The sequence below is a fragment of the Corynebacterium sp. LK14 genome, from assembly GCF_008042215.1.
Taxonomy (GTDB): domain Bacteria; phylum Actinomycetota; class Actinomycetes; order Mycobacteriales; family Mycobacteriaceae; genus Corynebacterium; species Corynebacterium striatum.
Map to the genome: position 1 here is coordinate 304,835 of NZ_NOVQ01000006.1, position 16,424 is coordinate 321,258.

Below are 16,424 nucleotides of genomic sequence, written 5' to 3' on the forward strand. Positions count from 1 at the left end.
ACCCCCAGGGCTAGCTGCCCTCGTTAACCTTCTCCGCAGTGTCCTCCGCCTTTTGCTCGGCGTCCTTAACGGCCTTCTCCTCTGAGCCCTCTATTTCGAGAGGGGACAGCTGCGTGGACTTGAGCTTGATGTTGCGGCGTTGGACCTCGAAGGTGATCGAGCCGCCGTGGAGCTTGACGGACGTCGCCTGTGCAGGAAGTGGCAGCTCGCGGGTATCGAACTGGAGGGTAAAGGCCTTGATAAGGCGCGGGTCTTCGGTGTCGTAGACGTTCATGTGGAACTGCTCGCCGACCAAGCGCAGCGCCACCTTCACGGTGGACTTCTTTGTATCGCCCGGCAGCGTGCCCGTCAGCTCAGCCTCTGCCGCGGTGCCTCCGATGGGGGAGATGTTGTCGGGGTTGGCAATCGAGAGATCCGTAATCCCTAACAAACGTCCGAGCGCTACGCCATCGAGGCTGATACCGCGCGTGTACGTGGATACTGGTGCGCCCTCAAACTTGCCGCTGAAAACCTGCTGCGGCGTGATGGTGATGTCACGCATTGTGGTTGAGGCGTTGACCATGCCGAGCTTGGGTACCTCGACGTCGAGCGACTGCACCTCGAGATAAGGAATCTCCTTGGTTAGCGCAGCCAATGTATAAGGGATGCCGCCAATATAGACGTCGGGAGTGTTCTCCAGGCGCGAGACCGCCTTCGATTCCTGAGCCACTGTGTGCTCAGCGTGCATAGCCACTGCGGAGTCGCTAAGCCAGGCGATGCCGCCCACCAAGGCGACGACACCAAGGCGGACAATATGGCGGTTGATTTGGAGAACAGTCACCCCTCTATTCTTACCGCACGTACCCTGGTGGGCATGAATATCGAATCCCTGAATCTCACCCAAGACGCCGATCTCGCAGACAAGGTACGCGCTGGTGCCGAGCAAGCGCGCCGGGCAGATGGCATCGCGCCCTTGTCCGAGCAGTTCCTGCTTGGCCTGAGCGATGCGCGCTTGGAGCACCAGCATTACCTCGCCAAGGAAGGCGAGCAGGTAGTCGGTATCGCCGCTGTGGCCGGGCAGGATGTGGAGCTTTTTGTTCACCCCTCTCATCGCGGGCACGGCCTGGGCCAGGACCTCATTGAACACGTTCGCGCCGCCCAGCCGCATGCCCATTTCTGGGCGCACGGGAACCTGCCGGCAGCACGCGCGTTGGCGGCCCGCAACAATCTGCACCTGGTGCGACAGCTGCTGGTGATGGAGGTAAACGGGCAGAACCTGGCCAAGCACGCCGCGCTTGACGACGCCCCCTTTACCCACCTTAGTTACACCGATTCCGTTCAGCGGTGGGGCAAGGACTGGGTGGAACAGGAATGGGTGCGCGCCAACAACGAGGCATTCTCGTGGCACCCCGAGCAAGGTGGCTGGGATCTTGAGCGCTTTCACCGCGGAATGGAGGCGGATTGGTTCGATCCGGCGGACGTCCAATTCATGTGGGATGAGGAGAAAACCTCACCTCAGGGTGCTCCAACGATGGTCGGATTCCACTGGACCAAATGGCACACAGAAGAAACTCCTGAGTTTGGTGAGGTCTACGTGATCGGTCTTTCGGAGGCTTATCGCGGTCAAAAACTAGGCGGTCCATTGCTTCACGACGGCCTTCACCGCATGGTGGAAAAGGGAGCTGAGCGGGTAATTCTCTATGTTGAGGCGGATAACGAGCCGGCCGTGAGGGCGTATGAACGTTTGGGCTTCGAAGTTATTGAAGACCATTCCGTCTATTCGGATCGTGATTAGCCTCACGCGGATTGGGGACATGTTCACTTTTTGTTCACCTGAAACTACTACTGCGGTTAACCCGCTCCGGTTAGCTTTACATCCCGTGAGTTAACCGCGGTGTTGGTAATCATCTTTCAGCTCTTTCGCGAAATACCAATGCGAAGTGCGGTTTCCTCGGACTAACAATCTCTGTTCTTCGTTGAAAGGTTTCCCGTGACTCGCAACTTCAAGCGCACTGCTGCAATTTTCGGCATCATCGCCGCAACTTCCACCGGCCTCGTTGCCTGCTCTGAGTCCGGCTCCGGCTCTGAGGGCGGCTCTGAGGTCTCCGGTGACCTCACCGGCGAGGGTGCTTCTTCCCAGAAGAGCGCAATGTCCGTCTTTGAGAAGGCATTCCTGGCTGACTACCCAGACGCTAACTTCTCTTACACCTCTTCCGGTTCCGGCGCGGGTGTTGAGGCCTTCACCAACGGCACCGTTGACTTTGCTGGTTCCGACTCCGCTCTGAAGGAAGACAAGGGTGAGGTTGAGGCTGCCAAGGAGCGTTGCGAGGGCAACGACGCATGGCACCTGCCAACCACCATCGGCCCAGTTGCTATCGCTTATAACCTGGGTGACTCCGAGGTCAACCTGAAGACCGAGACCCTGGCAAAGATCTTCAAGGGCGAGATCACCAAGTGGAACGACAAAGAGATTAAGGCTGCCAACGAGGGCACCGAGCTTCCTGACACCGACATCACCGTCATCTTCCGTTCTGACGAGTCTGGTACCTCTGATAACTTCCAGAAGTTCCTGAAGACCGCTACCGGTAACTGGGACGATGAGGGCAAGCAGTTCCCAGACGCTGTCGGTGAGGGCGCAAACGGCTCCTCCGGTGTTGCTGACCAGGTTGCTTCCATCGAGGGTGCAATCACCTACGTTGAGGCTGGCTACGCACACCAGAAGGAAGGCGACGGCGTTAAGATTGCCAAGATCGACTTCGGCAACGGCCCTGTAGAGCTCTCCAACGAGTCCGTCGGTGTTGCACTCGACAACCTGGCATTCAAGGAGACCGGCTCCGAGCACAACATGGTTGTTGACTCCGAGGCTCTCTTCGGTTCCGACACCGCTGGTGCTTACCCACTCATCCTCACCACCTACAACATCGTTTGCTCCGCTGGTTACGATGAGGAGACCTCCGCTCTGGTGAAGGCCTTCATGAACACCGTTCTGGAGAACCAGAACGCTGACCTCGAGGCTGCTGGCTTCATCCCAGTCGCCGGCGACCACCTTGACCGCCTGAAGGCTGCGGTCGAAGCAATCCAGTAATCCTCTGGGCCCATACACTGCTTGCCCCCAAATCCGTTCCACTGAGCGCCTTTGGGGGCTGCGGTATGTCTTATAATTTCCAAACTTTCCGTTGAAAAGGATTTCGTAGTCTCATGGCAGACAACAATCTCACCACGGCGCCGGTCGATGAGCAGGACGTAATCACAACGTCCCAGCCTGCACTCGGCACTGACGGTCCTGAGGTAGCTTCCGTTGCTACCGGCGCGGGCGTAAAGCGCCCCGGCGACCGCGTCTTTGAGTTCCTCTCCACTGCTTCCGCAACGCTCATCACGGTGATGATTGCGGCTATCGCTGCCTTCCTGATTTGGCGCGCAGTTCCTGCGCTCAACGTCAATGAGGGCGGATTCCTGGGATTCTTTACCTACGGTCAGCGTTGGGAAACCAACGACACCGACGCAATGAAGTTCGGTATCCCGACCATGTTCGGATCGACGATCCTCATCTCCGTCGTGGCTTTGTTGATTGCCATGCCGATTGCACTCGGTATCGCCATCTTCCTTTCCAACTACGCTCCGGCACGCGCGGTTAAGCCACTGGGCTTCCTCGTTGACATGCTCGCAGCAGTTCCTTCGATTGTTTACGGTCTGTGGGGCTGGCAGGTGCTCGGCCCAGCTTTGTCCGGTTTCTACACCTGGCTGCACTCTTGGGCTGGTGGCTTCTTCCTCTTCACGACGTACGACAACTCGCCGTCCTTCACTACCGGCCGCAACATCTTTACCGGTGGCATCGTGCTGGCAGTGATGATTCTGCCGATTATCGCTGCTACCGCACGTGAGGTCTTTGTCCAGACGCCTCCGGGCCAGATCGAGTCCGCTTTGGCACTCGGCGCGACCCGCTGGGAAGTTATCCGCATGACCGTTCTGCCATTCGGTATGTCCGGCTACATCGCAGGCTCCATGCTGGGTCTGGGCCGTGCACTGGGTGAGACCATGGCTCTGTACATGGTTGTCTCCCCGCTGATTGACTTCCGCTTCTCGCTCTTCGACGGAGGTACTACCTTCGCAACGGCGATTGCTCTAGCAGCTTCCGAGTTCGGTAACGAGATGCGTGCAGGTGCATACATCGCGGCCGGTCTCATGCTGTTCTTCCTGACCTTCGTGGTCAACGCCATTGCCCGTTCCATCGTGAAGAACAAGTAGGAGGAAGAAAACAATGTCTACTCCAGTAAAGACTCTGCCTCAGAATTCCGGTTCTGTCTTCCTCGATATCTCTGCAGGCCGCAAGACTGCCAACAACGTCGCCACCATCATCGTGTGGGCCACGATGATTCTGGCCATGATTCCGCTCGTCTGGGTTCTGTGGGAGCTCTTCACCCGCGGTGCTGGTGCCATCCTTAACCCCGAGTGGTGGACCCTTTCCCAGCGCGGAATCCTCGACACCGAAGCCGGTGGCGGTGCACTCCACGCCATTATCGGTACTTTCGTACAGACGATTCTCGCGACGCTTATCTCCGTGCCAATCGGTATCTTCACCGCTATCTATCTGGTGGAGTACTCCCGCGGTGGCCTGCTTAGCCGCCTGACCACCTTCATGGTGGACATCCTCTCTGGTGTTCCTTCCATCGTTGCTGCACTGTTCGTCTTCGCAATGTGGATTACTCTCTTCGGCTTCGAGCGCTCCGGTATGGCTGTGGCACTTTCCTTGGTTCTGCTGATGATTCCAATTGTCGTCCGCAACACCGAGGAAATGCTCCGTGTGGTCCCAATGGACCTGCGTGAGGCCTCTTACGCCCTGGGTGTTCCAAAGTGGAAGACCATTGCGCGAATCGTTCTGCCGACCGCCCTCTCCGGCATCGTCACCGGCATCATGCTGGCTGTGGCCCGTGTTATGGGTGAATCCGCTCCGGTTCTGGTCTTGGTGGGTTCCACCTCTTCCATCAACTGGGATGCAATGGACGGCGCTATGTCCTCCTTGCCGCTGATGATGCTCGACATGTACAAGTCCGGTGCACAGCCGGCTGTTCTGGACAAACTGTGGGGCGCTGCGCTCACCCTGGTCCTCATCATCGCAATCCTCAACATTGGAGCTCGCATCATTTCTGCGAAGTTCTCCGTCAAGAAGTAAAACGCCGTCCCACTTAAAACCTCTCAACAGGAGTATCTTTCAATGTCAAAGCTTGAGCTCAACGACGTGAACATCTACTACGGTGACTTCCACGCCGTACAGAACGTCAACATGCAGATTCCAGCACAGGCAGTTACCGCATTCATTGGCCCTTCTGGCTGTGGCAAGTCCACCGTTCTGCGTACCCTCAACCGCATGCACGAGGTCATCCCAGGTGCATCCGTGAAGGGTGAAATTCTTCTCGACGGCCAGAACATCTATGGCCCGAAGGTTGACCCAGTTTCCGTTCGCAACACCATCGGCATGGTGTTCCAGAAGGCGAACCCATTCCCAACCATGTCCATTGAGGACAACGTCGTGGCTGGCCTGCGTCTGTCTGGTGAGAAGAACAAAAAGAAGCTGAAGGAAGTTGCTGAGAAGTCCCTGCGTGGCGCAAACCTCTGGGACGAGGTTAAGGACCGTCTGGACAAGCCGGGCGGCGGCCTCTCCGGTGGTCAGCAGCAGCGTCTGTGCATCGCTCGTGCGATTGCAGTCGAACCAGAGGTTCTCCTCATGGATGAGCCTTGCTCCGCACTCGACCCAATTTCCACTCTGGCTGTGGAGGACCTCATCCACGAACTGAAGGAAAACTTCACCATCGTTATCGTTACCCACAACATGCAGCAGGCAGCTCGTGTCTCTGACAAGACCGGTTTCTTCTCCCTCGAGGCGACCGGTAAGCCGGGCCACCTCGTAGAGTTCGATGACACCACCACCATCTTCAAGAACCCATCCAAGAAGGACACCGAGGACTACATCTCCGGCCGCTTCGGCTAAAGCACCAGTCTCACTTCTTGCTCGTTCCTGTGAACGCGTAGAGCCCTCGCACTCCTGCGACTATCTTGCTGCGGAATGCGAGGGCCCCTTTTATTCCCCGGATTGCGTGATACCGAATCCTGAAGTGTATTTAGACTTGCGTAGATAATTTATGTGCAAACGCAGAAACCCGACTTATCCTCTTCAATTGCGGCTTGAAAAGGTCTAGTCGGGTTATTGCTTTTAGCGGCGGAACTGACGCTCCAATTCGGCCATGCGGGATTCGAATTCCTTATCCCGCTCTTCCTCGCTTAGCTTGGCCATGTATTCCTCTGGTGCCAAGCCCGTGGACAGGTAAATGATGCGGCCTGCCACAGCGACGCAGTGGTCCGCGAAGCGCTCGTAGTAGCGCGTCATTTGAGCGGTTTCAACTGCTTCGCGCACGCTTGCTTTCCACTCTCGTTGCGTTAAGTAGGAGAGGAGATAGTGGTTTATGTCGTCGACAGCGTCATCCTCAGAAGCCATCCTCAATGCGGTGTCGGGGTCCGGCGTAACGAGGATTTCGCGGAGCTTTTTACTCATGTCAGTGACGAGGCGGTAGAGCTCCTCGAAGTAGCCGATGCAGTCAGCAGGGAGGACGGACTCGGGGTGGCGGCGCCGAGCAGCGGAGGCGACGTGCTGCGCCAGGCGGCCCATGCGGTAGAGATCCTCGACGATGTAGATGGAGGAAACTACCTGGCGAAGATCCTTGGCCATGGGGTTTTCGAGGGCGAGGAGCAGCACTGCGCGTTCCTCGCAGCGAGTGCGAACTTCGTCGAGGTCATCGCGCAGCGACAGGGACTCCTCGGCCGGCTGGAGTTCGGATTCCAGAAGGGCTTCGGAGGCTTTGGTCATGATGGTGTGGACGATGTCTCGCATGATGATGAGGTCATGCGAGAAGTCGTCGAGGTGTTCGCGATAAGCGGTACGCATGTCGAGAATAATAGACCAATTTTTGGTCTAGCGCTCGTTAAGGTTTTATTTATCCACCGGAGTGCATGATTTCCGCGCCCTCCGGCACGGTAGCGTCCTCTGGGTCGTCCAGCCAACCTTCCGGAAGGACCACCTTGGCGGGTGAGCCTTGACGCCCACGGGCGCCATCTGCGTCGTCGGCAAGCGCCTGCGAATTAGCCCACGGTGCCAATAGTTCCCGCAGGTTATCCACGGATTCGACGCGTGCCAGGCCCGAGCGAACCTCGCCGCCGACTGGGAATCCACGCAGGTACCAACCCACGTGCTTGCGGATATCGCGGCTTGCCTGGCGCTCGCCGTCGTGCTGTGCAAGTAACTCTGCGTGGCGAATCATAGTCTTCGTTACTTCACCCAGTGTCGGCTCTGCCGGGATGGGCTCGCCGCGCAGCTCGGCGGATAGTTCTGCAAAGAGCCACGGGCGGCCCAAGCAGCCGCGACCGACGACGACGCCGTCGCAGCCTGTCTGCTCCATCATCGCGCGCGCATCGGTGGCCTTGAAGATGTCGCCGTTGCCAAGCACGGGAATGCCCGAGTCGGCGAGATGTTCCTTCAGGCGTGCGATCTCGTTCCAATCGGCATGACCCGAGTAGCGCTGCGCGGCAGTGCGTCCGTGGAGTGCAACCGCGGCTGCACCTTCCTCGACGGCGATACGGCCGGCGTCAAGGTGCGTATGGTGCTCGTCATCGATGCCCACGCGCATCTTTACGGTAACCGGGATGTCGGTTCCTTCAGTTGCCTTTACCGCTGCTGCGATAATGTTGCCGAAGAGGCGGCGTTTGTAGGGCAGGGCGGAGCCGCCACCACGACGGGTCACCTTAGGTACGGGGCAGCCGAAGTTCATGTCGATGTGGTCTGCCAAGTTCTCGTCCACAATCATCTTGGCTGCTTTATATGTGTACTCCGGATCGACGGTATACAGCTGCAATGAACGGGGGTTTTCTTCCGGCCCAAAGGTGGTCATGTGCATGGTCTTTTCATTGCGCTCCACGAGGGCGCGCGCCGTCACCATTTCGCACACATACAGGCCTGAGACGGTGCCTGTTTTCTCTATTTCTTGTTCGCGGCAGAGCGTGCGGAAAGCCACGTTGGTCACGCCCGCCATAGGGGCTAGGACAACGGGGGAGTTGAGCTCGATTTTTCCGATTGCAAGATTCACGCAGCCAATTGTGCTCTTTTAGCAGGTTGGGTGGCAAGTTGTGGAAGACGGTGTGACGGGGGTGTGTAAGTTTGCGAAGATTTCGGTAAAACCTCAACAAGTTCGCTAATGTGGTGCATGTAACTCGCAGGGGTGGACCGTTACCTAGGTCTTTTCCCGTATAAAAAGGAGGATTTACCTTGTCCGATAGGATCGCATACGCGCCATTTAAGGACCTCGTTGTTTCTGCTGACGAGGCTGCAAAGTTTGTCAACAACGGTGACCGTGTCGGAATCTCCGGCTTCACCGGTGCTGGCTACCCAAAGGCGCTGCCGACCGCCATCGCTGAAAAGGCTAAGGCTGCACACGCAGCTGGCGAAGAATTCAAGATCGATCTCTTCTCCGGTGCTTCCACCGCTCCGGACTGTGACGGTGTTCTGGCGGAGGCAGACGCTCTGCGCTTCCGCTCCCCGTACAACTCCGATCCGATGCTGCGTAACAAGGCAAACGCCGGTGAGATTCTTTACCAGGACATCCACCTGTCCCACTCTGGCCAGCAGGTTGAAGAGGGCTTCTACGGTGACTTCCAGGTAGCTATCATCGAGGTCGTTCGTATCCTCGAGGACGGCAATATCATCCCGTCCTCCGCAGTAGGCAACAACCTTGAGTATATCGAGGCTGCAGACAAGATTATTCTGGAAGTTAACTCCTGGCAGTCCGAGAAGCTCGAGGGTATGCACGATATCTACAAGATTGAGAAGCTGCCAAACCGCCAGCCAATTCCAATCACCAAGGTTGATGACCGTATCGGTACCACTTACATCGAGCTTCCAACCGAGAAGGTCGTTGCAGTTGTTGAGACCAATGCTCCGGACCGCAATGCTCCGTTTAAGGAACCGGATGAGGTCTCTGAGAAGATCGCCGCTAACTTCATCGAGTTCCTCGAAGGCGAGGTTGCTGCTGGACGCCTTGAGTACGACAAGTTCATCATGCAGTCTGGTGTGGGCAACGTGCCAAACGCTGTGATGGCAGGTCTGCTCGAGTCCAAGTTTGAGAACATTCAGGCATACACCGAGGTCATCCAGGATGGCATGCTTGACCTCATCGACGCAGGCAAGATGACTGTTGCTTCCGCGACCTCCTTTGCACTTTCCCCGGAGTACGCAGAGAAGATGAACGCTGAAGCTGAGCGATACCGCAAGCACATCATCCTGCGTCCGCAGCAGGTCTCCAACCACCCGGAGGTTATCCGCCGCGTGGGTCTCATTTCCTCCAACGGCATGATTGAGGCCGATATTTACGGCAACATCAACTCCACCAACGTTGGCGGCTCCCGCATCATGAACGGCACCGGCGGCTCCGGTGACTTCACCCGCAACGGTTACATCACCACGTTCGTTTCCCCGTCTGTGGCAAAGGACGGCGCAATCTCCGCGATTGTTCCTTTCGTTTCCCACACTGACCACACCGAGCACGACACCATGGTCATCATCACCGAGTACGGTGTCGCTGACTTGCGTGGTCTCGCACCGCGTGAGCGCGTGGAGAAGGTCATCGCCGTGGCGCACCCGGATTACCGTCCGATGCTGGAGGAGTACTTTGAGCGCGCGAAGGCGAACAAGTTCGTCCACACCCCGCATGATCTGAAGACCGCATTCGATTTCCAGATCAACTTCGCTGAGAAGGGCGACATGCGCGGCTAATCGCTTGCAACGTTAACCCTCGGCAGTTTGCCGGGGGTTATTTCGTATTTACTGGACTGGGATACTAGACTGGTTCAGCGTTGGGCCTTTAGCTCAGTTGGTAGAGCTACGGACTTTTAATCCGCAGGTCCCGGGTTCGAGCCCCGGAGGGCCCACAGCAGGAATCCCTCGGCATAACGATGCCGAGGGATTTTTACTTGCCTGGTGGTTATCAGGGCTTTTGATCCGGGGTGAAGAGAGCATAGGGAGAAACGTTTCTTCCAAACAATGCAGCCAAGCCGCGTCAGGTCGGTGGCCGGTGCAGCTATATTCAGGGCAACATCTGCGCCTGTGTTGCCGACGCAGCGTCCTGTGGATTCGTGGTGGGGGCTATTTTGCTATCAAGCGCTCAATCGGTCCTCCGCGCATGCGGGCGCATTATGAAATGATGCGCCCGAACATTAACAACAGCTACACCATCGGGTGCTTCTCGGACTCCAATCCTCGCGGAGGAGCGGGAGGATTACCTCAACATTGTTGGGTAAAAAGCTTAGTGCTTGACCAGCTTTTTGATGGCGGTCATCGCTTCTTCTAGCTTTTCTTTGGCTACCTCGCCGTCCTCGGCGGCGGCGCCGGCCACACAGTGCTCGATATGGTCCTGGAGGAGTGCTAAAGAGACGTTTTCTAGGGCAGAGGTCACCGCGGAAATCTGCGTGATGATGTCGATGCAGTACTGGTCTTCCTCGATCATGCGATGGATGCCGCGGGCTTGACCCTCGATGCGCTTAAGGCGGGTAAGGTACTTTGCCTTGTTTTCACTATCCGCGTTGTAGCCGTGCACATGTGGCTCATGACAAGCGCAGGTTTCGTGCTGGTCAGACATGATGTTTCGCCTTTCGTCCGGGGCGATTTTGTATCGCGTGGCATCTCCAGTATATTTTTAAAAAGTTGCTTCAAGGCAACGGGCCCCCATCGTCTAGCGGCCTAGGACACCGCCCTTTCACGGCGGCGGCACGGGTTCGAATCCCGTTGGGGGTACGAAGCTCTTTTGCTTCATACCGGTCTTTTTAAGGCCACAATTCAATATGGCCCTGTGGCGCAGTTGGTTAGCGCGCCGCCCTGTCACGGCGGAGGTCGCGGGTTCAAGTCCCGTCAGGGTCGCCATATTGCAAGCCGGTTCCAGGATTGGGGCCGGCTTTTGTCATGTCCAAGTCCCATTCCGGTGGCGCAATTGTGTTCTGGGTCATGCGCTCTTTGCTTAGAACTTTAGTCGGTATCTGCGTGCAGTGTGTGCCCGAGACAATCGGTGAACAAGATAGGTATGGCAGCGGGGCACGACTAGGCCTGCTAGACGCGGTGGCTGCGCTGGTGCTTGCGCTGACTGGGGTGGCTACCTGGCCGACGCGTGCGGAGGATGCTGGCGGGACGTCGGAAAGCGCGGTGTGAATTTTGGATGCATCGAGCTCGATGACATAGCCAGGGTCAAAGTCGACCTTCGAGCCAGTGGGTTTCGATAGGCCGCAAGTCACGACCAACGCCGCACGGTCAAACGAGACTCAACGCGAGACCTATGGTGAGGATCGTCCTAACTGACAATTTGAGCGTCTCTGATCGACGATCTGGAGCCTTCGTTGGCAACTGTGCAGGTTTCTTCTTCTCGGCCGAGTGCTGGTCGCGTTAGCCCCGCCGTGGAAGCAAAGCAGCGCCAAATAGCCCTAAAGAATTGTCCTGAAATTGCTGTTAAGGTGCGGATTTGTCTAGCTTCAAGAACGTTGTGTAGAGTAACTACTCGTGCCAGAGAGCACAACAACAATAGAATATGGCCCTGTGGCGCAGTTGGTTAGCGCGCCGCCCTGTCACGGCGGAGGTCGCGGGTTCAAGTCCCGTCAGGGTCGCCGAAGTCCTTAGCGGCTTCTGGCCAGATAGCTCAGTCGGTAGAGCACACGCCTGAAAAGTGTGGGGTCGCCAGTTCGATCCTGGCTCTGGCCACAAATCAACCCCCTTCTTCAGAAGGGGGTTCTTTTGGTTTTGCAGAAGTGGTTTAATGGGCCGCATGACTACTTCTGTTGCACGCCAAACTGACACCTCCCGTTTCGTAATTACCGTCGATGGGGAAGAGGCCGGCTTCGCGGAGTACGCCGACACCGCAGAAACCCGCGATTTCCACCACACCGTGGTCCACGAGGGCTTCCAAGGCCAGGGCCTGTCCAAACCGCTCATCAAGGCCGCGCTGGAGGATGAATCCACCGCCGGCAAGCGCGTCATCGCTAGCTGCTCTGCCGTCGCGAGCTTCATCGGGAAGAACCCGGAATACCAGCACCTGCTCGAGAACTAAAACCTAAAAGTGGGCCCCACGTTCGTGTGGGACCCACTTTTCCGCGCTTGGCGACGTCGCAAAGCAGCAGCTAGATGTAGTAGTCTGGGTCGACCAGTTTGATGCGCTCGTCCTTCTTGCGCGGCCTATTTGTGGCCGGAATACCGATGGCAATGTGCTCTGCCGGCACGTCCTTGGTGACGACCGCGTTCGCACCGATAGCGGAGCCCTCACCGATGGTGATAGGGCCCAGCACCTTGGCGCCAGCGCCAATCGTGACGTTGTCTTGGACAGTGGGGTGGCGCTTGGTCTGAGTAAGAACCTGACCACCCAGGGTGACGCCGTGATAAATCATGACGCCATCGCCGATTTCGGCGGTCTCACCAATCACGATGCCCATCCCGTGGTCAATGAAGAAACGGCGGCCAATGGTGGCTCCAGGGTGAATCTCAATGCCGGTGAAGAAGCGGTTAATCTGCGCCAGAATTCGTGCAGGGCCGCGCCATCCGCGTTTCCACATCCAGTGACAGATGCGGTGAACCCAAATTGCGTGCAAGCCTGAGTAGACAATGGCATTTTCTGCATCACTACGGGCAGCTGGATCATGATCACGGGCGTTCGCCAAATCCTCGCGGATCATCTTCAGGATGTTCATGTGGTCCATACTACGGGCATAGAAATAGCACCCACCAAGAAGATGGGTGCTTTTCATTCAAGTGATAGGAAATTATGCCTCGCGGATGTCCTCGAAGAGGACGGTGGAGACGTAGCGCTCACCGAAGTCCGGCAGGACGACCACGATGGTCTTGCCCTTGAACTCTGGGCGTGCAGCCAGCTTCAAAGCAGCGGAGACGTTCGCGCCAGCGGAGATGCCAACGAGCAGACCCTCGTCGGTTGCCAGCTTGCGGGAGGTTGCGATTGCCTCCTCGTTGGTGGCGGTCAGGACCTCGTCGAGAAGCTCGCGGTCGAGAACCTCAGGGACGAAGTTTGCGCCGATGCCCTGGATCTTGTGCGGACCTGCGTGACCCTCGGAAAGAACAGGGGAGTCAGAAGGCTCGACTGCAGCCAGGTGCAGGTCCGGGTTCTGGGACTTCAGGTAACGGCCCACGCCGGTAACGGTGCCGCCGGTGCCCACGCCTGCGACGAAGGCATCAACCTTGCCCTCTGCGTCCTTCCAGATCTCCGGACCGGTGGTTGCCTCGTGGATCTTCGGGTTTGCCTCGTTGGCGAACTGGGAAGCGAGGATGGCGTTGTCGGTGTTGGCGATAATCTCGTTTGCCTTGTCGACTGCGCCCTTCATGCCGGCAGCACCTGGGGTGAGGACAATCTCTGCACCGTAAGCGCGCAGCAGAACCTTGCGCTCGTTGGACATGGTCTCCGGCATAGTGAGGATGACCTTGTAACCCAAGGTGGCGCCAGCGAAGGCAAGTGCAATACCGGTGTTGCCGGAGGTTGCCTCAACGATGGTGCCGCCTGGCTTCAGCTCGCCGGATTCAACGGCGGCGTCGATAATGGCCTTGCCAATACGGTCCTTAACGGAGTTAGCAGGGTTAAAGGACTCAACCTTAACGAGAATCTCGGCGTCGAGGCCCTCGGTGAGGCGGTTGAGGCGTACCAGCGGAGTGTTACCGATGGTTTCCAGAATGTTGTTGTAAACAGCCATTTTGTGGACTCCTTGGGAAATCTGTTCTTGCGTACCCCAGTCACTGTACACCACGCCACTAGACCAAGTGGTATATAAATTCTGTACCGATCATTCGGGCACCGTTTGTTGGATTCCGATCAATGTTTAATGGTACGGCGATTTATTATTACCCCCGTTCGCCGGTTATACTGCGGTGAAGGTGTTCTTTTACCTCCGAATCGTGTGGTGGGTATGGGTGCACCTACTGGTTACCCCCAACTAGGAGAGATTCTCATGGAGCCGCATCGCCTCAAAGATGATGACGAAGCCGTACGCGCCGCCCTGTCTTCCCTGAAGACCGCAACCGGCATTCCCGTCACGATGTATGGAACCCTGCTTCCTGATAACCGCCTGCAAATCACTCAGTGGGTTGGGCTTCGCACTCCCGCTTTGCAAAACCTCATTATCGATGCCGGTGTAGGCGTCGGTGGTCGCGTTGTTAGCACACGGCGCGCGGTTGGTGTCTCGGACTACTCTCGCGCGACGACCATCTCGCACGAAAACGACCGTCACATCCAGGACGAGGGCCTGCACTCCATTGTTGCTGTTCCCGTTACTGTGCAACGCGAAATTCGTGGAGTGCTTTACGTGGGTGTCCACTCGCCGGTGCGCCTGGGTGACAAAGTCATCGAAGAGGTGACCATGACTGCCCGCTGCCTGGAGCAAGATTTGGCAGTTAACTCCGCTATGCGTCGCGCCGACGGCGGTAAGAGTGGCGCAGCGCGCGGCCATGTCATGAACGGTGCGGAGTGGGAGCAGGTTCGCTCCACGCACTCCAAACTGCGCATGTTGGCTAATCGGGTTGAGGATGAAGACCTGCGCAAGGAGCTTGAAGCTCTGTGCGACCAGATGGTTTCCCCGGTGCGGGTCAAGCAGTCCACCAAGCTTTCTGCCCGCGAACTCGACGTCTTGTCCTGTGTCGCGCTCGGTCATACCAATGTGGAGGCCGCAGAAGAAATGGGCATTGGTGCCGAGACCGTTAAGTCTTACTTGCGCTCTGTGATGCGTAAATTGGGCGCACACACTCGCTACGAAGCGGTCAATGCTGCCCGTCGAATTGGCGCTTTGCCCTGATAGATTCAACTTTTTAGACCGGATGCCCCTGAAGCTCGCAGAAGTTTTTCAGGGGCATCCGGTAGTTTAGGGAGATGTGAAAGACCAATTTATTGTCTCCGGCGGTGCTCGACTCGAAGGCACGGTTGTGGTTGATGGCGCCAAGAACAGCGTCCTCAAGCTCATGGCCGCAGCCCTTCTCGCAGAGGGCACTACGACGCTGACCAACTGTCCGCAAATCCTCGATGTGCCCCTGATGTGCAAAGTTCTTGAAGGTCTCGGCTGTGAAGTGGAAATTGACGGCTCCGTCGTTTCCATCACGGTCCCAAAGAAACCGCAGTCTAATGCTGATTTTGATGCAGTCCGGCAGTTTCGCGCTTCAGTTTGCGTGCTCGGCCCACTGACTGCTCGGTGTGGTCATGCCAAGGTAGCGCTGCCTGGCGGAGACGCTATTGGTTCGCGACCACTCGACATGCACCAATCGGGTCTGGAAAAGATGGGTGCCCGCACACGCATTGAACATGGTGCTGTGGTTGCGGAAGCTGATGGACTTCATGGTGCAAGCATCAAGCTCGACTTCCCTTCGGTGGGTGCTACGGAAAATATCCTTACCGCCGCAGTCTTGGCAGACGGAGAGACCGTTCTTCACAACGCAGCGCGCGAACCCGAGATCGTCGACCTGTGCACGATGCTCAAGGAAATGGGTGCAAATATCGAGGGGGAGGGAAGCTCTACCATCACGATTCGGGGTGTGGAGAAGCTGCATCCAACCGAGCATAAGGTCATCGGAGATCGCATCGTTGCGGGCACTTGGGCCTATGCGGCGGTTATGACGCAAGGCGACATTACGGTCGGTGGAATCGCTCCGCGCCACCTTCACCTGCCACTAGAGAAGCTGAAGTCCGCCGGCGCGGAAATCGAGGCTTATGACAACGGTTTCCGTGTCTGCATGCGCAAGCGTCCAGTAGCGGTGGATTATCAGACTCTGCCTTTCCCGGGATTCCCCACTGACTTGCAGCCGATGGCCATCGGTCTTTCTGCGATTGCGGATGGTACCACCATCATCACCGAGAACGTCTTCGAGTCCCGCTTCCGCTTCGTGGACGAGATGCTGCGCCTTGGCGCCGATGCACAGGTGGACGGTCACCACGTGGTCATCCGCGGCCAGGAAAGGCTGTCGTCCACGCATGTGTGGAGTTCCGATATTCGGGCGGGCGCCGGTTTGGTTCTCTCCGCACTGTGCGCGGATGAGGTGACTACGGTGCACGACGTCTTCCATATTGACCGCGGGTATCCCAATTTTGTGGAGAACCTGACGCGTCTAGGGGCTACCATCGAGCGCACCCAAGAGCCGGAGCTTTACTAAGCGCTTGACGACGTCTCTTTTACTCCCGAGTATGCACGCCAAAAGGCGTTGTGTGCTGGGGATTTGTGTTGGTTGGTTGTGGTGTGTAACTTTATGTGAGTCAGCGCGACCGACAGCGCCCACAGTCACGCAGTGACTGGCTGAAGTGGCGGGAGGAAAACAGGCCCTGACGAAAATAATTTTTTGCTCATGATGGGCTGTCACTATTTAAATGGTGGCTGCTTGTTGTGTAGTG

Annotated in this window: 16 protein-coding genes and 5 tRNA genes; 15 read left to right on the forward strand and 6 right to left on the reverse strand. The window is 57.3% G+C overall.

All coding sequences use genetic code 11. The features are described 5' to 3' along the window. Positions 1-10: 10 nt before the first annotated feature. Positions 11-820 (reverse strand): DUF2993 domain-containing protein, encoded by an 810-nt coding sequence (locus tag CHU71_RS02690; protein WP_070419952.1) that lies wholly within the window; start codon positions 818-820, stop codon positions 11-13. 33 nt (positions 821-853) lie between these two features. Between CHU71_RS02690 and mshD the strand changes: the two genes are divergently transcribed. The 5 genes from mshD to pstB all read left to right on the forward strand — a co-directional run bounded on the left by mshD (position 854) and on the right by pstB (position 5,965). Then, positions 854-1,774: a mycothiol synthase gene (gene mshD / locus CHU71_RS02695; protein WP_147760099.1), complete on the forward strand. Its 921-nt coding sequence runs from the start codon at positions 854-856 to the stop codon at positions 1,772-1,774. A 195-nt stretch (positions 1,775-1,969) separates the two neighbouring features. Beyond that, a complete protein-coding gene (pstS, locus tag CHU71_RS02700) occupies positions 1,970-3,064 on the forward strand; it encodes a phosphate ABC transporter substrate-binding protein PstS (RefSeq protein ID WP_147760100.1) in 1,095 nt (364 codons plus the stop codon). Between the two features lie 113 nt (positions 3,065-3,177). Continuing rightward, complete coding sequence (gene pstC / locus CHU71_RS02705) at positions 3,178-4,224, forward strand: phosphate ABC transporter permease subunit PstC (RefSeq protein ID WP_005531370.1); 1,047 nt, start codon at positions 3,178-3,180, stop codon at positions 4,222-4,224. A gap of 13 nt (positions 4,225-4,237) precedes the next feature. Further along, entirely contained in the window at positions 4,238-5,149 is a 912-nt protein-coding gene (gene pstA, locus CHU71_RS02710; protein WP_046646029.1) for a phosphate ABC transporter permease PstA, read from the forward strand. A 42-nt stretch (positions 5,150-5,191) separates the two neighbouring features. Beyond that, positions 5,192-5,965 carry a phosphate ABC transporter ATP-binding protein PstB gene (pstB, locus tag CHU71_RS02715; RefSeq protein WP_005531374.1) on the forward strand — a complete coding sequence of 258 codons (774 nt, stop codon included), beginning with the start codon at positions 5,192-5,194 and terminating at the stop codon, positions 5,963-5,965. A 222-nt stretch (positions 5,966-6,187) separates the two neighbouring features. Here the strand turns inward: pstB and phoU are convergent, their stop codons facing one another. Then, a complete protein-coding gene (phoU, locus tag CHU71_RS02720; protein ID WP_046646027.1) occupies positions 6,188-6,916 on the reverse strand; it encodes a phosphate signaling complex protein PhoU in 729 nt (242 codons plus the stop codon). 49 nt (positions 6,917-6,965) lie between these two features. Further along, positions 6,966-8,111: a tRNA dihydrouridine synthase DusB gene (dusB, locus tag CHU71_RS02725; RefSeq protein ID WP_005531378.1), complete on the reverse strand. Its 1,146-nt coding sequence runs from the start codon at positions 8,109-8,111 to the stop codon at positions 6,966-6,968. A 179-nt stretch (positions 8,112-8,290) separates the two neighbouring features. Between dusB and CHU71_RS02730 the strand changes: the two genes are divergently transcribed. Together CHU71_RS02730 and CHU71_RS02735 are read left to right on the forward strand one after the other, a co-directional pair. Then, on the forward strand, positions 8,291-9,793 hold the full coding sequence (locus CHU71_RS02730) for an acetyl-CoA hydrolase/transferase family protein (protein ID WP_147760101.1): 1,503 nt from the start codon (positions 8,291-8,293) through the stop codon (positions 9,791-9,793). A gap of 82 nt (positions 9,794-9,875) precedes the next feature. After that, a tRNA-Lys gene (locus CHU71_RS02735) sits at positions 9,876-9,948 on the forward strand. 374 nt (positions 9,949-10,322) lie between these two features. On the opposite strand, the gene CHU71_RS02740 is transcribed toward CHU71_RS02735, so the two are convergent. Next, positions 10,323-10,655 (reverse strand): metal-sensitive transcriptional regulator, encoded by a 333-nt coding sequence (locus CHU71_RS02740; RefSeq protein WP_046646025.1) that lies wholly within the window; start codon positions 10,653-10,655, stop codon positions 10,323-10,325. Positions 10,656-10,737: 82 nt separating this feature from the next. Here CHU71_RS02740 and CHU71_RS02745 point away from each other — a divergent pair. The 6 genes from CHU71_RS02745 to CHU71_RS02770 all read left to right on the forward strand — a co-directional run bounded on the left by CHU71_RS02745 (position 10,738) and on the right by CHU71_RS02770 (position 12,107). Beyond that, positions 10,738-10,810: transfer RNA gene (locus tag CHU71_RS02745), tRNA-Glu, on the forward strand. 49 nt (positions 10,811-10,859) lie between these two features. Next, positions 10,860-10,936, forward strand: a tRNA-Asp gene (locus tag CHU71_RS02750). Between the two features lie 39 nt (positions 10,937-10,975). Then, positions 10,976-11,218 (forward strand): hypothetical protein, encoded by a 243-nt coding sequence (locus CHU71_RS02755; RefSeq protein WP_147760102.1) that lies wholly within the window; start codon positions 10,976-10,978, stop codon positions 11,216-11,218. A gap of 375 nt (positions 11,219-11,593) precedes the next feature. Next, positions 11,594-11,667, forward strand: a tRNA-Asp gene (locus CHU71_RS02760). A 21-nt stretch (positions 11,668-11,688) separates the two neighbouring features. Further along, positions 11,689-11,761 (forward strand) — tRNA-Phe (locus CHU71_RS02765). 55 nt (positions 11,762-11,816) lie between these two features. Further along, the gene (locus CHU71_RS02770; protein ID WP_147760103.1) at positions 11,817-12,107 is read left to right on the forward strand and encodes a GNAT family N-acetyltransferase; all 291 of its coding nucleotides are present in this window, start codon (positions 11,817-11,819) and stop codon (positions 12,105-12,107) included. Between the two features lie 70 nt (positions 12,108-12,177). Here the strand turns inward: CHU71_RS02770 and epsC are convergent, their stop codons facing one another. After that, entirely contained in the window at positions 12,178-12,741 is a 564-nt protein-coding gene (gene epsC / locus CHU71_RS02775; RefSeq protein ID WP_086890779.1) for a serine O-acetyltransferase EpsC, read from the reverse strand. 72 nt (positions 12,742-12,813) lie between these two features. Then, complete coding sequence (gene cysK / locus CHU71_RS02780) at positions 12,814-13,749, reverse strand: cysteine synthase A (RefSeq protein WP_049064319.1); 936 nt, start codon at positions 13,747-13,749, stop codon at positions 12,814-12,816. Positions 13,750-14,004: 255 nt separating this feature from the next. Between cysK and ramA the strand changes: the two genes are divergently transcribed. Then, positions 14,005-14,844 (forward strand): acetate metabolism transcriptional regulator RamA, encoded by an 840-nt coding sequence (gene ramA, locus CHU71_RS02785; protein ID WP_049160464.1) that lies wholly within the window; start codon positions 14,005-14,007, stop codon positions 14,842-14,844. Between the two features lie 76 nt (positions 14,845-14,920). After that, on the forward strand, positions 14,921-16,189 hold the full coding sequence (murA, locus tag CHU71_RS02790; protein ID WP_147760104.1) for a UDP-N-acetylglucosamine 1-carboxyvinyltransferase: 1,269 nt from the start codon (positions 14,921-14,923) through the stop codon (positions 16,187-16,189). The last annotated feature ends 235 nt before the right edge of the window (positions 16,190-16,424 follow it).